This window comes from Ekhidna sp. (genome assembly GCF_040220215.1).
GTDB lineage: Bacteria > Bacteroidota > Bacteroidia > Cytophagales > Cyclobacteriaceae > Ekhidna.
The window spans coordinates 103459-122674 of the sequence record NZ_JAVJTR010000011.1 but is presented as its reverse complement, the minus strand read 5'-3'; the positions used below and the strand labels follow the sequence as shown (position 1 = coordinate 122674).

Genomic DNA, 19216 nt, shown 5'->3' with positions numbered 1-19216 from the left:
ATAGATCAAAAATTGTTTATAAAATTTACAGCGCAGCAGGCAACAAAGCCTGCTGTTTCTGTTCGCAAGGTATTTTGCCCAAGTGATGTGGCATGGAATCCTGCTTTCTTCGCTTGTTCAACTTCATCCAGGCTGAAATCTCCTTCAGGACCAATAAGAATGGTTGTTGACTTGTTTGGATCAAGTGCCTCTCGAATATACTTATAGCTGTCATCCACGTGTGCGATTAGTTTCAATTCGCTGTTTACAGAATCGATGAACTTATTATAAGGAGTGAGGTCGCTTAATTCCAGAAGAAAAGGGTTGCCGGATTGCTTCATTGCAGAAACAGCTTTTTTCTCCAATCTATCTATTCGCAGCTTCTTTCGCTCGCTGTGTTTGGTTTGAATGAACGTCACTTTGTCTACACCAATTTCCGATAATTTTTCAATAAGCCACTCCATTCGATCCATGTTCTTAGTTGGAGCGATAGCTAAATGAATACTAAAGGACTTCTTTGGGCTGATTTCGGACTTGATAATTTCAAATTCACAAGATTTTTTATTAACAAGGGTTAAAACAGCCAGGTGCTTTCCCCCAATCCCATCAAACACCTCTATTTGATCACCGTTTTTATGGCGCAACACCAAGGCACAGTGTTTAGATTCTTCTTCAGAAAGGGAATTAACTCCGTTATTAAGCTTTTTTGCGTAAAAAATGGTCATTTATTTAAAAATATCACCTCAATTAAGTGCATTTTATGCAAATGATATATTTTTTGGATTAAAACTGAACCATAAAAATATAGATTTACAAAAAGTCGTTAGTTTTGTACGGTAAAATTATTCCGAAAACTATAAACCATGGCACAACTAAGACACCAAGCTCTTAATTTAGTTCAAACTAGAGAGAAGGTAGACGTACAGGCTCCTTCTAAGCGTATCTCCGAGTATTTCGGAGAAATGGCCTTCACCAAGGCTCAAATGCAGTCGACTTTATCGCCTGAAGTATTTAAACGGGTTACAGACAGTATCAGGAATCGTAAAAAAGTTGACATTGAGACAGCAGATGCAGTAGCAGCTGCTGTGAAAAACTGGGCTTTAGAGCGAGGTGTAACACACTACACGCACTGGTTTCAACCACTAACGGGTGCTACGGCAGAGAAACATGACTCTTTCTTCGATCCAAGTAAGGGGATTGAAAATTTTCGTGCAGAAGCCCTGGTACAACAGGAACCCGATGCGTCTTCATTTCCAAATGGAGGAATAAGAAGTACGTTTGAGGCGAGGGGCTACACGGCGTGGGATCCGTCATCACCGATTTTCATATATGGAAAGACCCTTTGTATTCCAACAATCTTTGTAGCCTACACAGGGGAGGCATTGGATCATAAAGCTCCGTTGCTGAAAGCATTAGAAGCCGTAGATAAAGCAGCTGTTAAAGTTTGTAGGTTATTCGATCGAAATGTGAGCAAAGTGAACGCTTCATTGGGTTGGGAGCAGGAGTATTTTGTTGTAGACAAAGCACTTTATAATGCGCGCCCTGATTTAGTGATGGGTGGAAGAACGCTTTACGGTCACAATCCGGCACGTGGACAGCAGTTGGATGATCATTATTTTGGATCCATTCCTACCCGTATTTATGATTTCATGAAAGATTATGAAATCGAAGCTCACAAATTGGGCATTCCTTTGATGACCCGTCACAATGAAGTAGCCCCTGCACAATATGAAGCTGCTCCAATGTACGGCCATGTGAATGAAGCGACTGATCAAAATCAGTTGCTAAAGGATGTAATGGAGAAGGTGGCTAATAAACACAATCTAAGGGTTTTGTTTCACGAGAAGCCTTTTGCTGAACTCAATGGAAGTGGCAAACACAATAACTGGTCACTGGTAACAGATACGGGAGTTAACCTTTATCAACCTAGCTCCAGTGCCAAGGACAATTTGCTTTTCCTTACATTCTTCATCACAACCATAAAAGCAGTTCATGAGTATGCAGATTTGCTAAGGTCTAGCATTGCTTCTGCTGGAAATGATTGGCGTTTGGGTGCTAACGAAGCACCTCCGGCAATTATCTCAGTTTTTATTGGATCTACGCTTACCAAAGTGTTGGATAAGTTGGAAAAGTCTGGTGATGTAATGGTAGAAAAAGGTGAAAACCTTTACATGAAGTTAGGAATCGACCAGATTCCTCCAATAATATTGGATAATACTGATCGAAATAGAACTTCCCCGTTTGCATTTACCGGAAATAAGTTTGAATTCAGAGCAGTTGGATCGGATGCGAATGTTTCTGATCCTATGATGGTACTAAACACTATCATGGCAGAGCAGCTTTCAGATTTTTATAAGAAGGTGAATAAGCTGACGGATGGAGGACGCGAAAAGAGATTGGCCATCATTGATGTACTGAGAGGGTATATCAAAGAGTCAAAACCAATCAGATTTGAAGGAGATGGATATTCTGATGACTGGGTGAAGGAGGCTAATAAAAGGAAGCTTTCCAATGAGAGAGAAACACCTCGCGCATTAGATTTCTCTATTACAGAAAAGGCGATAAAACTTTATGAAAAACATAAAGTGATGAACAAAACAGAGGTTCATGCTCGTCATGAAATCAGGCTGGAAAACTACATCATGAAAGTGCAGATAGAATCCAGGATGATGGCAGATATAGCAAGTAATATGATTATTCCTACAGCGACAAAATACCAAACGAAACTGATTGAAAATGCTAGAGGTTTAAAAGAATTGGGAATTGATGCGACGGAAATCAAAAAGACGATCGAGGAAGTTTCAACACATATAAACAATGTACGGAGATTGTCTCATGAAATGACTGAAGAGCGTAAGCGGATCAATAAAATTGAAGACATCCGGGAGATGGCTATCGAATACTGCGACAATGTAAAGGGGAAATACTTTGGACCCTTAAGATACGCAGTAGATAAGCTGGAACTATTGGTGGACGATGAGGATTGGCCTTTGCCAAAATACAGAGAGTTATTGTTTTTAAGGTAATAGATAAAGTTGTAATTAAGCCCCTGCCGGAAACGACAGGGGCTTTTTACTTTACTCATATTTTAAATTATCAGCAGGGTTAACAGTCGCAGCTTTATAAGCTTGAAACCCTGTTGTAAGCATCACGAAAGCAGTCACAATCAATAGCACTACTACGAAAATCGCGAGATTAATTTCTGTGTGATATTCAAAATCCCCTAACCAGTTGTTCATGATTTTATAACCTATAATAAAAGCAGGCAGAGCTCCTACCAAAACCAACCAAATAAAATCTTTTACTAAAAGAAGGATCAGACCTTTCACATCTGCACCCAGTACTTTTCTAACACTGATCTCTTTGGTTCGTTGCTCAGCAGTGAAGGAAGCCAGCCCTAAGAGTCCAAGGCCGGAGATGATAATCATCATCAAAGCAAACCCAAGGAAAAGCTGACCCCTCAATTGATCGCTCTCATAGTCACGCATGAAGTTTTGATCCAAAAATTGATATTCCAGCGGAGCGTTTGAAAAAAGCTCTTCCCAGGAGGCTTGAAGGTGATCAATTCCCTCTTCCAGGTCGCCGGAGATTTTTACCATCGCTTGTCTGTTGTTAAGGCTCGGATAAATCATAAACGACTCGATAGGGTTATACATAGACTGGTGATGAAAATCTTTGATTACCCCAATCACTTTATGAAATACGGTACTATCCTGATCAAACTGAAATCGTTTTCCAATGGGATCATCCCATCCAAAACGTTCTACCATAGACTCATTAACAATAACAGCAGAGGCGGTATCACTCACAAATTCCCTTGAAAACCCTCGTCCTTTTACAACTTCCAGATCCAACACATCCAGGTAGTCATAGTCAACACCAAACCAATCAACTCCATATTCTTCCATTACACCTTCTTTGGTTTCAACCTGTATTACGTTCTTCCCAAATCCATTCCCCGGAACTGTGGTGGAAGTTGAGGCATTTTCAATATTAGGGTTAGCTAAAAGCTTGGTCCTTAATGTTTCCCACCGCTCACTGGTAGTGCGATTTAGGCTGAAATTTACTACCTGATCCTTGTTGAAACCAAGGTCTGCGTTCCTTACATATTGCATTTGCTGATAGATCACGAGAGTGCCAATCAACATAAATATGGAAACGGCAAACTGGATACCCACCAGTACTCTTCGTAACCAAACATTCCCCGTTCTTTTAGTTCCGGCTCCACCTTTTATTGCTTTAATGGGACTGAATCCTGAGAGATAGAATGCAGGGTATGAACCGCTCACCAGACCTGTAAAAACTAAAATTCCAATTAAAGTCAGAATAATTTCTTTGGAAGCGAGATCACTTAGCATCAGTGAAGTGCCTAGCTGATCATTGATCAATGGTACAACTACCAGCAACAATAAAATACTAATAGCCATTGAAACTAATGCAATAAGCACAGACTCCATGATGAACTGACGAATAAGCGAAGTGCGCACCGCACCCATTACTTTCCTGATCCCTACCTCTAACGAGCGCCTCATCGATCGAGCTGTAGCAAGATTCATGTAGTTGATGCACGCGATCAGAACCAGAAAAATAGCTACTGCCAGAAAGATGTAGATGTAGTCAATATTTCCAAGGGCAGATGGCTCATTCTGAAAATCTGAATAGAGGTGAATGTCCTGAATATTGATCATTTCATATTTGATCTTGATGTCAAACTGATCAAAAATGGTAGCAACATACTTCGGTATGATTTCAGCATTGAGTCGTTTTTCAACGTATGTTGGATCCACGCCATCGTTTAATACCACATAGGTGTATAAGCCAAAGCCACCCCAACTTTGGGAATTTGCATATCGCTCGTTTGTACTGAATGACGCCATCGCATCCGGGCGGATGTGAGACGTAACCGGGATATCTTCATAGACACCCGTAACTTTGTACGAGAACTGCTCAGTTTCCAGCAGTTTTCCCATAGGGTTTTCTCCTTTAAAGATTTTCTCCGCGAGAGTTTTACTTATTGCGACACTATTGGGAGCATCGAGTGCAGTTACCGGATCGCCTTGTAAGAAGTTCACAGCAAAAACTTCAAATACAGTTGAGTCTACCAGATACCAGTTTTCAGCTTCATAATTTCGATCATCATATCGGAAACGTACATTTCCTCCACCGGCAAACCGAGTAAACTGTTTGATTTCCTGAAATTCTTCATTGACAGTTTTTCCCAAAGGCGGCTGGCTTACTGCCCACCGGAAGGCATTATCAGGCTCAGTAATGTCTGCAGAGATGCGATAAATATTCTCAGCATTCGGATGATGTTTATCAAAGCTGGTTTCCTGATTGAGGTATAAAACAATCAGCAAGGCTGAAGCGATACCTATAGTTAATCCTAGAATATTAAGCAGTGCATAGCCGGGCTGGCGTTTGAGGTGACGGATGGCCACCAAGAAATAGTTCTTTAACATGGGTTTGAGTTTTGTGACGTACGTAAGATACCCGGCTCAATACCAATAGTTTCAGCAGTATATAAGAATTAAGAATTTTTAACAGATGGATTACCTTTGCCATCAGATATGAAAACAGCAGAAATACACACAAAGAGGGGAGTAATGAAAATTGAGTTTTTCGAGAAAGATGCCCCAAACACAGTAAAGAATTTTATTGACCTGGCCAACGATGGATACTATGATGGACTCACCTTCCATCGTGTAATTCCCAATTTCGTCATTCAGGGCGGATGCCCGAAGGGAGATGGAACCGGCGGACCCGGCTACCAGATCGATTGCGAACTGGATGGCGAGAATCAATACCATGATAAAGGGGTTTTATCCATGGCGCACGCAGGAAGAAACACGGGAGGATCTCAATTCTTCATTTGCCACAACAGAGATAATGTTGCTCACCTCGACCGAAATCATACGGTATTCGGTAAAGTAGTAGAAGGACTGGATGTGATCGATCAGATCAAAGAAGATGATGTGATGGAGAAAGTTGTTGTTTCAGAATAATTTCCTTTTTAACAGATGGAATGGCTTGCAGAGGTGTAAGCCTTTTTTGTTTCCGTTTATTCAATGTTAACTTCAATGCATCAAAAAGTTTAAGTCATGAAGAAAATACTCACCGTAGTTATATTTTATTGTTCTATCACTTTTGTGTTAGCTCAGCAAAGAGCGGAAGCTGATACAATTGCCACTAATGATGGAGAGGTGATCATTCAACCCATCCTACATGGCACGCTTGTTCTGTCATGGAACAATCAGACCGTTTATATAGATCCGTATGGTGGCATTGAAATGTTTGATGGATTAAAAGATCCTAGGCTAATATTGATTACAGATATTCATGGGGATCATTTAAATCAAAAGACGCTAGACACTTTAGAAACAGATAGAGCACAGTTTATTGCACCTCAGGCAGTAAAAGAAAAGCTTCCGGAGGAGATGGCGAGAAGAACTGCTCCAATTGAAAACGGCCAAACGATTGTTTTCGAAGGAATTGAAATATTAGCTATCCCAATGTACAACTTACCTGAAACCGAGGACTCTCGTCATCCAAAGGGTAGGGGAAACGGCTATGTACTAACCATAGGAGGAAAGCGCTTCTATATTTCCGGTGATACCGAAGATATTCCCGAGATGAGAAATCTCCAAAACATTGATGTGGCTTTTGTGTGTATGAATCTGCCATATACAATGGATGTAAATCAGGCCGCTAGCGCAGTTATTGAATTCCAACCTTCTATTGTTTACCCATATCACTACCGTGGTAAGGATGGCTTGAGTGATGTGGAAGGATTCAAGCAGCAGATTGAATCCGTTGATTTATCTATTGAGGTGAGATTGAGGAACTGGTATATGGAGTGATTAAGCAGCTGCTCCCATTTGATCTAACCACATTTTAAAGAAACTCAGCTCCACCCATTGCTTATTTGCTGAATGACTATCACCGGTTGTTTCCACAAGGACCCACATAGTCCCATATTCATCTTTTTTACCTGCTACTACATTTCTTCTGAGCAATGTTCCATTCACATTATACTCGATTGACATTTCCATTAGTTGGTTAAAGTAGATTGCTTCCATGACTTTTAGTTTTTTAATTATAAATCAAAGATGCAGGCTAATAAAAATCTATGGTAGCGTGATTTTGGTATTTAGAAAGATTACGTGATTTGCGTATGAAGCAGGAAGAAAAGATAACAGGATATGAACTTCTTTTAAATTGAAGTTCATATTCCTATTAGTATATTTCAGTTGCTTTTGTTGTCAGTAGTTTTCTCAGCTTTAAATTCCATCATCTTACCAGTAATGTCCGTCAAACCTTCAAGATAAAAGAAAACAAGAGGAGCATTTGATTGAGCTTCAAGTGCGTCCGTCCATTCAGCTACTTTTTTGATACTACTCAAGCCACTAAAACCGGAAGAAGTGACATTTTTCTCGGAAAAGTAATTCATGTCCCCTTTCACTGGTGATTGTAAGATTACACTTTCTGATTCTGATTGATTTTTCTTGAGGTTGAAAGTTTGAGATGGATTTGAGACGGATGAACAATTGATCTCTCCTTTCGCTTTTGCAAGATTGGCAAACATAACCTGTGTTCGATCTCCGGTCTTTAATGGAATCCGGTCAATGTTGAAAGCCTTATTCATGTTACGCTGGCAGATAATAACCTCAAGGTTGCCATTTTCATTGCGCAGGCTTGCTCCAAACCTCATACTTGGCCGATCTGCTAACAACTCGCCTGCTCCTTTAACCCTTGGTGAACTGATATTTACGGTTTGTTTGTACACATCACGTTTCTCAACCAATTTTCCGTTTTCATCCAGAAGCTTGAAAAGCCTCACATGGTCATTTACAATATCATAATTTGAAAGACCTGGTGCATGAAGTTCATCATTGTCAAAAAACAAACCCCAAATTGAATTATCCGATGCTGTAATGAGGTTCAACCCAGCCCCTGAACCAAATCGTCGGTACCTCGCTACTGGTTCTTTTTGCCATGAATCCAACCTGTCATCTGCTGTTTTGTAAATAACTACTTTATTATCCTGATTGTCTTGATCAACCAACATATACCAGCACTTATTGATTGGACTATATGTTAATCCCGCTCCTCCGCTGTTGGTATTATCCTGAGCAATTCTACCTACTTCAATAGAACAATTTGGATCTTTCGCCAAATCAAAAATTTGGATCAGCGATCTTGCATCTCGTTTTGTTCCAAGTCCTGCCTGGCTTATGCCATATTCTGCTTCAGTGGTTATGGTTAAGTAGTTGCCTGTAATTTGAATGGAGCATGGATGCGCATAGCCTTTTTCAAGGTCTTTTACCTGACTTTGTTTAGTTTTTGTATTATATATCCAAAGCTTTCCTGCCGGGTCTTTATCTCCGACAGCTAAATCTCCTTTTCCTTTTGTCCCATCACTGAATGCCACATATACATAGTCCTTATATTGACTGATTGCCTGTGCATGCCAACCTCCAGCTATTGCTGTTAAGCTCAAGCTGTTTCCTTCTAGTGATTCCCTAGCAGAAGGTGAGTTTGCAATAGCACTTAAAAGCTTGGGTTGTTCTCCTGTTAGCAAATTCAATGGTACTTTTTGAATTTCGATCTGTGAAAATCCATCTATACAAAGTGAAAGGCCCAGAATAGTAAAGAGAGTGGATACTAGATTTTTTCTTTTCATAATTTGTTGTGTTTTGGCAATCGATCAAATAACAAAGATCGAATTATCTGAACAAATACTAATCTAACGAAATTGTGTGATAACTGATTTAATTCACTTTCATTCTGGATGATAATTTTTTTTTGTTGCCTTACTCCACCGCAAAGCCTCCGAAGGATTAATGTTGGAAACTTTTAATGATTGAATCCTTATGTAGATGAATGTCACAGCAATGACGGCCCTAATCTGAAATTGCAAACACAAATAATCAAGTTTCAGCATCTATCAGACAATCGGGGAAATTGTTTTAATTCCAATTAGGCCGATAAGCAGTAGTTTCCATTGTTTCGTCAATTTTAGCTGTAGATTTCTTTAATCTAGTCAAACAGTATGTTCATCGACTTTTATGAAAAGATTTAATTTAGTTCTGTGATCGCATAGCATTCGTTTTACAAGTATTATTGGGTAGTTAAGCTTCAAAAAACAGGAAATTATTGGTAATATACCCCTAGGAGTGTTTTGTATAATATTCAAAGTATCCTTAGTTTGGCCTAGCCTTAAATAGTTTACTAATCACAAAACAATCATTATGAAGAAACTTCTTATGGTTTCTCTAATGGTTTTCTTGACTAGCATCACGTATGCTCAGGACGATTCCGGTGGGACGAGTCCTGAGTCAGGGGAACTATTAATTGAGATCACCACATCACCATTTAGCCGAGATGGAAATATATATTCCTCCAATACGACTCTGCTAAATTTCGGCCAATTCAGAGCGAGATATTTTCTGAATGAGGCCCTTGTGCCGCGCTTAGGGATTTGGTTTTCCATCGACGACAATAAAGATGGGATGACAACCCCTGATGCTACAGTGACAATCTCTCAATACATGTTTACACCAGGCATGGAATACCATTTTATAAATGAAAATGGGTTTACTTCTTATGCAGCATTAGATGTAATCATAACAGGGAGATCTGTAAAACAATTAAGTGAAACGGATTCAGATATTTCAGGTGCATTGCCTGGATCTGGGTTTACCCCAACACAGCCTAACCAATCATTTTCATTCGAAAATCGTGGTTTTTTTGGTATTGGTGCTATGGGTGCGGTTGGAGCTGACTTTCATTTTACTTCCAGATTTTACATGGGGGCAGAAATTGGATTCTACTTCGTGACTGGTAAAAGTTCGGATGTAGAAATCGATGGAACACTTTATCAAGAAGGAATCAAATTTTTCGAGTCTGGTGTCAAAACCAGCAATTCTTTCAGAATAGGATTCAAACTACTATAACTAACGTCTAGAATAATGAAAAAATTATATTATAATATTTTATATCTAAGGGCATTTATGCTGGCCTTAATGGCCGGAATTTTTGCTTTTAGTGCGAATGCACAGGATTTCAACGTTGTACAAACGTTTAACTCCTCCTACTTGGGTGAAAGGGATACCGTTTTGATCGATACCTCAGCCACCTTCTTCTCCACAGGCACAAGATATTACCTCTATAGGGATAATGACATCAGCGGAAGCTACACAGATGGAGATGATATACTTGACACAAGTACCTCAAATGGAGACACAACGCTAACATATGTTTGGGATGAGTCAGGTTTAACTGGTGCTAACTATCGTGTGGCAGCAATTACTGGTTTTGGCTCTAATCAATCAACAGACATTACAGATGTTACCATTACAGGGGTACCTTCTAATGATGCAGTAACACGAACCAATGGAGCTACATACGGAAGTATTACTTTTCCATTTGCAACGAATGACTATTACTCTTTCGATAATGTAGGGTTCAGGGGATTACGAACCGGTGTTATTCCGGAGTTGGATGTAGATAACTCTGTTACAGCAAGTATAAATTTTGATTTTTATCTAACAGATATTCCGGAAAATTCTGATGATTCTGTGGTTTTAGAATACTCGCTAGACGGATCAACTTGGATTACATTAATCGATTCATTAAATAATGGTTATGATGATCTCGGAGAAACTTCTAATAGAATAATTAATGTTTCATACGAATTACCTAATCAAGCCAAGGATCCAAATACACGCTTCAGATTTGTACAAGGACCTACTTCCTCTACAACTCAGCGCAGTGATTATACCCAAGGAGAGGCAGCATGGTATATAAATCCGGACAACTTCCAGGTTGTCGTTGGAAATCAAGCAGTTTCTGTTGATAAGTTTGCTGTGAACTATTCAATAAATAGACCTTTTACTGGAATTGTACTAACCGATACTACTGGAAATCAAAACTACTATGGTGGTGGTGGATTTGAGATTGATGCAACCTTCACAGGGTTCGAAGATCAAGTATCAAACTTTAGCTATGTAGCTATTTTTAGAAATACAACAACTGGACAATCCTTTTCTGTTGTTAATACTGATATGACATTTGGTGAAACAGAAAACAATCCAAGTGAATTTGTATATGATTTCGAAATAGATGGTGTTATCCCAACTAACATAGATTATTCTGATAATACTTCCTATGATGATTGGGATGTTTCAGTTGAAGCGTTTACTGGAGCTACTGCAACTGTTGGAAATTCTGAAAATTTATTGTCTTCAGGTACTGTAGTTGGAGGAACAAACGCAACTAATTTTAATGCCGACGAAGATCGTTTCTATTTAACTGATGAATCAGATATTCAAACAGTTTCAGGTGCTTCTATTACACTTGATTTGAATAAAAATTTAAGTCAGCTCTACCCGAGCGGTACCGAAGTAGTATTAGAATATACTACGAATGGTACAGATTTTACCCAATTAGTTGCTGAAGGAAGAACTGAAGCTGCAATTAGCTTAAATGACACGATAGATGGTGGGTTTGATCCATTCACGTATGACCTTTCTTCTGAAACCGGATTAATTTCAACTACTACACAGTTCAGAGTACGTCAACTTAGCAATAGTGGCTTGAATCTGGATACTTGGGGCATAGGCCAATTCAGTTTATCAACCGAAGGATCACTTCTTGAGAATAACAGTACCATATCCTATGGATCAGTTTCAGGAATTACAATTAACCCTCCTGTTATAGTTCTAGATCCTGTCGATGTGCCAGATGATTTCATTTATCCGGGCGATGAAGTAGATCTTACCTATAATATTACTCAGGGTGAGTTTCCTTCCGGGACAGAATTCGAGGCAATCTTGGAAGGTGGTGTGTTTGATTATATGGTTGGTACGTCTGCACTTATTACCCCTGGAGACGATCAGGATCATACTATCACAGTAACAATTCCTCCTATTATTGGTGGAGATTATTCATTGAAATTGACAACTAACCCTGAATCAAATTCCATTACAATACCTGTATTTAATACAGAGGTAGAAATCACTGAAGTGTCTTCTGACAATGGAGTTTTTGATGGAGCTACTGATATCTTCTACCCTGGTGATAACATTACAGCTACTTATGAAATCACAGGTTCTGTTGGTACAGGTGCTGAGCTTTTCTTTGAAGTTTGGGATCAGGGTGACAATTCAACAACAGAAGACGATGAGTGGGTTGTATTGAGTTCTGCGACTGGTGCTGATATCGATGGTACCATCACGGGAACGCTACCTACTGGTATTAACTATGATGACCCTTCTAATGCAAAGATTAGACTGAGAATTGGAAATGGTCTGTTGGCAAACATGTCAAGTGTTGCTGCTGAAGATTTAGACGGAGAGCCTATTGATGGATCCTATTCAATTGTTAATACTCCTGAAAATGGAAATAACACAAATGATGATGGATATATTTTTGATGTATTTGATGAAGAATCAATAGAAGGAAACAATCCAACAGACATCAATAATCTAATTGGTTCTGGTGAAAGATCGGCTACCACTATCGCATTTGAAATGCCATTTGGTGGAAATGCTACCATTACTTTAAGTAATGTCTCTCATGATTTTGATCAGGACGTTCAGTTGTTGGCTTCCAATGATGAAGGTGCAAACTTCACTGAGCTAGATGTGCAAATGAACGAGGGAGCAGGGGTTACAGTATCCACTGATGCTATTCCGGAAGCGCTTTGGGGTGATGCAGTAATCTTCAAAGTTGTTTACAACGAAGATGGTGCTGCGGCTGAATTCGAAAATGAATTAGAGATTACTTCTATTGAAGTTTTGATAAATGAGGCTGTTTCTGCCAATTCAGATGAATTTGATATTAGCGGTCAACTGAGACGTTATACAATCTCTCTTGAGGTGTTGAGTGAAACCAGTTTTGTAGTAGGTGAGGAAGTAACCGTAGAGTACACCACTGAAGGTTCATTCCCTGCTAACACAGGATTTGCACTTCTTTTTGAAGGTAATCTGGATGGTGATGGTGATCCGGGAACTACAGGTGATGCTAATTCTGGTGAGGACTTCTTTACTGTTTTAGCTACCAGTACTGATGAGGGTTCAGGATCATTCACATTTAATGTTCCAGATATGGCCTTCGAGTTTGATGGCACAGATGCGACATTCACGCTATATTCTAAAATGTCGGTAGTCGCATATGATGCGACTGGTGGAGCGGATTTTCTTCCAAACGAAAAAGTCAATATAGATGAAGATGACCAGTTTTTAGTTATTACTGGCACAGATGAGGAAGATGGAAACTATACATTTGATCTAGCAGGAAATAGAAGATTATTGACAGAAGCATTTGACTTAACAGGTACTCAATCAGTAATTTTGAATTTTACTTATAGTTCAACTATTGATGAAGATGATCAATTATCAACTATTCCTCAGCTTCAGTATTCAATCGATGATGGTGCTACTTTCGTAAACATTGAAGTCGAAGAAAGTGGATTAGAAGGAGGCTACCTCGTAGGTTCGAATACATATGCAGTTGAATTGCCATCTGCTGCAGTTACTTCTGCAACACATTTCAGATGGGTTCAAACATTGAACTTAGGAGCTGGAACGGATACATGGACAATCAATGGAATTTCGGTTGAACTAGTAAACGGAAACGAAATTGAGTCAGATTACAAAATTGTAAACGATGATCAAGCGATTTCTGTAAGTCATCCAAATATTTCAGGTGGTCAGTATTCGTTCGGGCCAGTTGATCCAAGTGCTGCTGTATTCAATGGAGAAGATGTTCAGTTATCATTTGCCCCGGTATTTGAAACAAGTGATGAGTTCCCTGCGAGCGCAACGTTTACCTACTATCTGAAAGATGATATGGGTGATTTTGTGGTTGATCCATCGTCAGGTGATGCCATTGTTCTTGGAACAGCTACTTCTACGGGTGACTTTACTGCAACCATTCCATTCTTTGTCGAAAATGGAACTTATACTGTTTCACTTGTTTCGGAGAAAGATGGAGCTGAAGAGCCTTATTATTACTTCGGCAGTGAGACAACTGCAGAGGATCTTGGAACAATTGAAGTTTTCCTAAGAGTTCTTAGGACAACATTGACTTTCGATGAAAACGATGTGCTCTATGCTGGTAGTCAGGCAACATTTGCCATCGATTTAGAAAATGCTGCTTCGGATAACACTGCAGACCTGTTTGCAACACTTGTTGTTGAAAACTACAGTGCTGATGGAGATTTAGTCCTTGCTAATCAGCAAGGCATTGCAGACATGACAGTTGACCTTCCTCCTTATTTGAGAGGCCAGTCGTTTACCTTCAAAGTAGAGTTGACAGAAAATGCTGCACTTGGCGAGCCAGGTGACATTGTTGGAAGTGAAGAGTTGTTAAACCTAGAAGATGAAGATGGAAACTTTATCAGTAATGGTTTAAACCCTCAGATAATTACAACACCTGTTTATACAGAATCTGAACTGGGGTATAATTCTAATGAGGCTGTATTCTTTACCTTAAACTATGATGCAAAAGACGGAGTAATTAGACTTCAGCAGAATGTAAATGGTGGAGGCTGGTCCAATATTACCAGTTTTGGAGGAAGTAGTTCATTTTCTACAGGTTATTTTGTTTCCGGAGATTTACAAGATTTGTCAGGAAATGATAACATTCAAATCAGATGGATTGTTGATGCAGCTACTCAGAGTGGTGCTTTTGTAGAAGTCTCAAATGTTTACTTTAGAGATGTCACTGTTGCTGATTCTGAATTAGACATTGAAGGTGAAATGAAGTTTGAAAATGATTTTGGCAGAGGCATAATTACTTCTCGCATGTTTGAAGCGGGTGAATTGTCATCTTCAGCCAGATTAGAATTCAATTTGACATTTGGAAAGCTTGCTGAGGAAATTACTTCTAATCAGTTTTTAGTGTTTGAGTTCTCTATTGATGGTGGAACTAATTACACTGAAATAGAATCTTATCCGGATGTCGATGAGGATGAGAATACTTTAGACGATGAACTTTTCATCTACACATTGTCTGATATTATGGATGTAGATAATGATAATGTCATCTTCAGATTCAGACAGGAAGAAAGAAATGCAATTGATGTGTTTGTTGATAATTTCTCATTCTTACCAACAGAGGTTCTACCATTTGATTATCAATCCGATTCAAGAATGGTCGCTAATCAAGCATTATTAGTTACTTCTATTAGTGCTGAGGAATCTTGCCTGGTTGATGAGATTGTCCTAGGATATGAAGTAAGAGGTTCATTTGGAGCAGACAATATTGTAACTGTTTCTTATGATCAGATCAATGGATCGTCTGATGGCACATTAACTCAAGAATTTGATGGTATTGTTTCTGGAACAGGGACACTTGATGGATTTACACTACCAAGTACTGTTTTTGGAACAAATGACAATAACAAGAACTTCAGGTTTAGGTTGAATTATGATGATGACACTTTCATGGATATCGGTGAGGATTACGATAATTCCGGCCAGCCGTTGAGTGAAAACAGCGTTGAGGTAGTAGCTAAAATCAACCTTAATGCGGAAATATCTGTTTCTTCAGGTGACAAGGCATGTGAAGGTGAGAGCTTAATTGTGAATGTAGACAATGTTCAGAATTACTTCACCTATGAGATTATTGATACATCAGATGACAGTGTGCTTGGGACATTGACTTACGATCCTGAAGTAGGAGATACTGAAGTTGACTTAGGTCCAATTACATCAGATGTAGTTCTTGGCTTACAAATCACTTCGAATACTTCTTCTGGTTCAGCATGTAGAACACTTACTTCTACTTTTGAACTCGAAGTTGAATTGGTTGAGAATGGACTTTCATTCCTTTATAATGATAATCTGGATCTATACGAGTTAGTTTCAACTGGACAAACAGTTGATTTATGCGAAGATTCATCAATTGATTTGGAAGTGGCTAGAGATGCTGAGGAAGCTGACGCTGGTGGATTTACTGCAACATTGGTAGAATGGTTCCGTGATGATATCAACACGCCGATTGCTACCGGTAACTCAATCGATGAGGACGATATCAATAATAAATCGGGCGATTATTTCGCAAGAATTACCGATGGTGAATGTCAATATCTGACAGAAGCAATATCAGTTACAATTATTGCGTCTCCTGATAAGCCTTTGATTACTATTGACCCAACAGGAGGTAGCTTATCTGATTGTGAAGGGGCAGACCCTGTTATCATGGAAGCACCGACTGGGTTCGCTTTCTATCAATGGAACACACCTGGTGGTACATTGACCACACGTGTGATTGAAGCTGAGGATCAGGGAAGTTATTCCGTTAGTGTCTCTAATCAACCATTTAGTGGTACTAATTCAGGTTGTGCTAGCAGTACTTCAGATCCAATGTATGTTGAAAGACATAACCTGTCTGATTTCTTGATTGGCACAACGGGTAATCTACAATCAGATGCTTCAATAATTGTAGAAGGAGAAGTATTTGATGGATGTAGCGATAGTTTCATTGTATACTTCTATGATGGATTTAACGATACGCAGACGGCAAATGGTGGAACTATTGAGATCATAAAAGATGGAGTAAGTGAAGGTTTTACTACTGCAAATAATTATGATCTTGGTTCACTAGGTTCTGGTGTTTATAGCTTTAATTGGATCAATGACGATTTGCCAATAGGAACTTCATGTGTCGAGGCTTCAGTGTCATTTACGCTTAATCTGGTGGATGTACCTGATCCGGTAGTTATCACGACATCTGACGACTTATCTTTCTGTGAGGGAGAAGGTTCGGTAACGATAACCGCACCAGCTGGATTTGCTCAATATAGATGGTTCAGAAACGGATCTGAGATTAGTTCAAATAGTGATGGGTTTGATTCAACCAATGATGAAATCACTGTTGCTGATGAGGGAGATTATACTGTTCAGGTATCCAATCTTGTAGATACAGAAGATTGTTTCAGTGATGAGTCAAATACAATAACAGTTAATATAAGACAGGGTCTTACGACTGATGCGACAAGTGCCCTTCAACAAGAAGGAGTAACTTGTGGCGCTGGAACCATTACTTTCAGAGTGTTTGGAAGTTGGACAGATGATCAAAACATGTATCAGCTGATTAATGAGGATACTGGGCTACCTAGTGGGGTCGCAGTTCGTGGAACACAAGGCTCCACAAATGATATCTTCCTTACTTCTGACCCAGTTGAGGAGAGTACTCGTTTCAACTTAATGGTAATGTACGCTGATGGGGAAGGATGTCCTTTCACATCTTCAGATTCTGAGTTTGGTGCCGTGAATAATGTTAACCTAGTTCTTGAAGGAAACACTATTGAAGCCGAAATATCTGGTAATTACAATACAATTGAATGGTTTAGAAATGGTGTGCGCTTGCAAAACAGAAGTGGGGCATCATCCATTGTTGTTACAGATGCAGCTGATTATACCGTAGAAGTTGAATATGATGCTGGATGTACAATTAGTTCAAACTCAGTAGCCATAGAAGGTGCACGAATTCAAACGTTCTTTGGATCACTGGAGGCTTCTACTTATCCGAACCCAAGTTCTGATTTCATTAATGTGGATATGAAAGGAGGAGATCTTGGTTCATACAACGTAAGTGTTGCCAGTCTTTCTGGGCAGGTAGTGCTTTCCGAAGAGTTTGAAAAAACGGAAGAAGATGATGCAATGACGGTAGATATTCGATCGCTTGAAAAAGGAATTTACACCTTGATTATAAGTAAAGGAAACACCGTTCAAACCTTTAGAATTGTTAAAAAATAATAGAGTAAAGCAGTAGGGGACTTAATCCCTACTGCTTCCCTTAAAACATCAATAAAATGAAAAGATTATATAATATTTTAATGTTAGCGGGAGTAGTGCTACTATCATACTCTTGCGCTGAGACTTCTGCTCCTACGCCAACTCAGATGGCGCCAGGAGAGTGGGAAGTTGTTGAAGTCTTTGTAAATGGTCAGACGCAGGCCGGTGTTGACTTGTTCACACGGTTTATTCTGGAAAGAGATGGCTCATTTGTATTGGAAGATGAAAATGGAATTTTCTTTGCAGGTAACTGGACAGCATCCACTAGCCAACTTACGCTAAGTGCTGCTGATGGTACTGTTTTTGATTTCACCATTATTTATCAATCCTATAGTAAGATGCAATTGCTACAAACTATATCTAACTCATCCACTGGTGATTTAGAAATTAGATATTTATTAAACAATCGATTTGATAATGATGATTATTAATAGCAACTAGCAGTATTTTAAAAAGCGAATCTGAAAGATTCGCTTTTTTTTATCGTTATCCTAAAGCTTTTCACATCGCTCTGTCAGGCTATCATGCATGAGTTGGTTGAGTTGCTTTCTTATAGTTGAGCCAGACTTGTTTTCTATTGCCCTTCCATCAATTTCTTTCACCGGGGTTAGCTCACCCATGGTACCGGTAGCAAATACCTCGTCCGCATCATAAAACTCTACTAAACTCAGGTTTCGTTCCTGCACCGGAATGCTGTTGGCGGCTGCTAACTCAAGTACAAATCCACGGGTAATTCCATGCAGGCAGGCATTGGCAAATGGTGTGTATAGCCGTCCATCTTTTACCATAAACAAGTTGGTATCATTGAGTTCAGCCACGAAACCTCGCTCGTCCAGCATGATTCCTGCATCCACACCCGCGAAGTTGGCCTGAATCTTTGCCAGGATATTATTGAGCAGATTGTTATGATGAATTTTACTATCAAGAAATTGTGGTCCGTTTCTACGCTGGGTCGAGGTAATCACCCGAATGCCGGAATCATTGTCATAGACTAAAGGTTTCCATTCTGCCAGTACAATCAGACAACTCCCTTTTTGATTTAGACGTGGATCCATTCCGGAAGTGATCTTCTCTCCGCGGCTTAGTGTCAAACGCATCAAGGTGTCCTCTGTCATTTGGTTGGCTTCCAATGTTTGTTTGATCGCATCTTTTATAAATGCTCGGGTGGGTACATGCTCAAATGCCAGTGCTTTTGCTGAGGCAAACAGTCGGTCGAGGTGCTTGTCTAAATGCAAAACTCCCTCTTTATACAATCTTAGACCTTCCCAAACAGCATCACCTCCCTGTACAGTACTATCGAAGACTGAGACTTTAGCGTCTTTTCGATGATAAAGTTTATCACCTACCCAAACCTGTATGTTTTCATTTTTCGGATTGTATTTCTGTAGCATATGTAAAATGTAAATTTAGTATCCCCTGCTTTCAGCTGTCCC

At 39.5% G+C, this 19216-nt stretch carries 11 protein-coding genes; 6 read left to right on the top strand and 5 right to left on the bottom strand.

Features of this window, described 5'->3' with window-relative positions; translation table 11 throughout:
* Positions 1-5: 5 nt before the first annotated feature.
* Complete coding sequence (locus RIC88_RS04850; RefSeq protein ID WP_350216363.1) at positions 6-704, bottom strand: RsmE family RNA methyltransferase; 699 nt, start codon at positions 702-704, stop codon at positions 6-8.
* A gap of 138 nt (positions 705-842) precedes the next feature.
* On the opposite strand from RIC88_RS04850, the gene RIC88_RS04845 reads away from it, so the two are divergent.
* A complete protein-coding gene (locus RIC88_RS04845; protein WP_350216362.1) occupies positions 843-3005 on the top strand; it encodes a glutamine synthetase III family protein in 2163 nt (720 codons plus the stop codon).
* A 51-nt stretch (positions 3006-3056) separates the two neighbouring features.
* Here the strand turns inward: RIC88_RS04845 and RIC88_RS04840 are convergent, their stop codons facing one another.
* Complete coding sequence (locus RIC88_RS04840) at positions 3057-5438, bottom strand: ABC transporter permease (protein WP_350216361.1); 2382 nt, start codon at positions 5436-5438, stop codon at positions 3057-3059.
* Positions 5439-5546: 108 nt separating this feature from the next.
* Between RIC88_RS04840 and RIC88_RS04835 the strand changes: the two genes are divergently transcribed.
* Positions 5547-5981 (top strand): peptidylprolyl isomerase, encoded by a 435-nt coding sequence (locus RIC88_RS04835; RefSeq protein WP_350216360.1) that lies wholly within the window; start codon positions 5547-5549, stop codon positions 5979-5981.
* A 96-nt stretch (positions 5982-6077) separates the two neighbouring features.
* Positions 6078-6836: an MBL fold metallo-hydrolase gene (locus RIC88_RS04830; protein WP_350216359.1), complete on the top strand. Its 759-nt coding sequence runs from the start codon at positions 6078-6080 to the stop codon at positions 6834-6836.
* Here the strand turns inward: RIC88_RS04830 and RIC88_RS04825 are convergent, their stop codons facing one another.
* Complete coding sequence (locus RIC88_RS04825; protein WP_350216358.1) at positions 6837-7055, bottom strand: hypothetical protein; 219 nt, start codon at positions 7053-7055, stop codon at positions 6837-6839.
* Positions 7056-7222: 167 nt separating this feature from the next.
* Positions 7223-8659, bottom strand: coding sequence for a hypothetical protein (locus tag RIC88_RS04820; protein ID WP_350216357.1), 1437 nt, complete (start codon positions 8657-8659; stop codon positions 7223-7225).
* 568 nt (positions 8660-9227) lie between these two features.
* Here RIC88_RS04820 and RIC88_RS04815 point away from each other — a divergent pair.
* The 3 genes from RIC88_RS04815 to RIC88_RS04805 are packed head-to-tail and all read left to right on the top strand — an operon-like array spanning position 9228 to position 18214.
* Complete coding sequence (locus tag RIC88_RS04815; protein WP_350216356.1) at positions 9228-9932, top strand: hypothetical protein; 705 nt, start codon at positions 9228-9230, stop codon at positions 9930-9932.
* A 15-nt stretch (positions 9933-9947) separates the two neighbouring features.
* Positions 9948-17744 (top strand): T9SS type A sorting domain-containing protein, encoded by a 7797-nt coding sequence (locus tag RIC88_RS04810; RefSeq protein ID WP_350216355.1) that lies wholly within the window; start codon positions 9948-9950, stop codon positions 17742-17744.
* 56 nt (positions 17745-17800) lie between these two features.
* A complete protein-coding gene (locus RIC88_RS04805) occupies positions 17801-18214 on the top strand; it encodes a hypothetical protein (RefSeq protein WP_350216354.1) in 414 nt (137 codons plus the stop codon).
* 60 nt (positions 18215-18274) lie between these two features.
* On the opposite strand, the gene RIC88_RS04800 is transcribed toward RIC88_RS04805, so the two are convergent.
* Positions 18275-19174 (bottom strand): aminotransferase class IV, encoded by a 900-nt coding sequence (locus RIC88_RS04800; RefSeq protein ID WP_350216353.1) that lies wholly within the window; start codon positions 19172-19174, stop codon positions 18275-18277.
* Positions 19175-19216 lie beyond the last annotated feature (42 nt).